A 252-nucleotide genomic window follows, 5' to 3' on the forward strand; every position below is an offset into this window, starting at 1 on the left:
AAGCGTAATAGCTCACTGGTCGAGTCGGTCTGCGCGGAAGATGTAACGGGGCTAAACTATGCACCGAAGCTGCGGATTCATCTTAGGATGAGTGGTAGGGGAGCGTTCTGTAAGCCGTTGAAGGTGACCCGGGAGGGTTGCTGGAGGTATCAGAAGTGCGAATGCTGACATGAGTAACGATAATGGGAGTGAAAAACTCCCACGCCGGAAGACCAAGGGTTCCTATCCCATGTTAATCAGGGTAGGGTAAGT

General features: G+C 52.0%; 1 rRNA gene. It reads left to right on the plus strand.

The window, feature by feature from the left end:
- A 23S ribosomal RNA gene (locus AAEY83_RS17085) occupies positions 1–252 on the plus strand; the annotation flags it as partial.

The sequence above is a fragment of the Psychrobacter sp. TB20-MNA-CIBAN-0197 genome (assembly GCF_040309765.1).
GTDB lineage: Bacteria > Pseudomonadota > Gammaproteobacteria > Pseudomonadales > Moraxellaceae > Psychrobacter > Psychrobacter submarinus.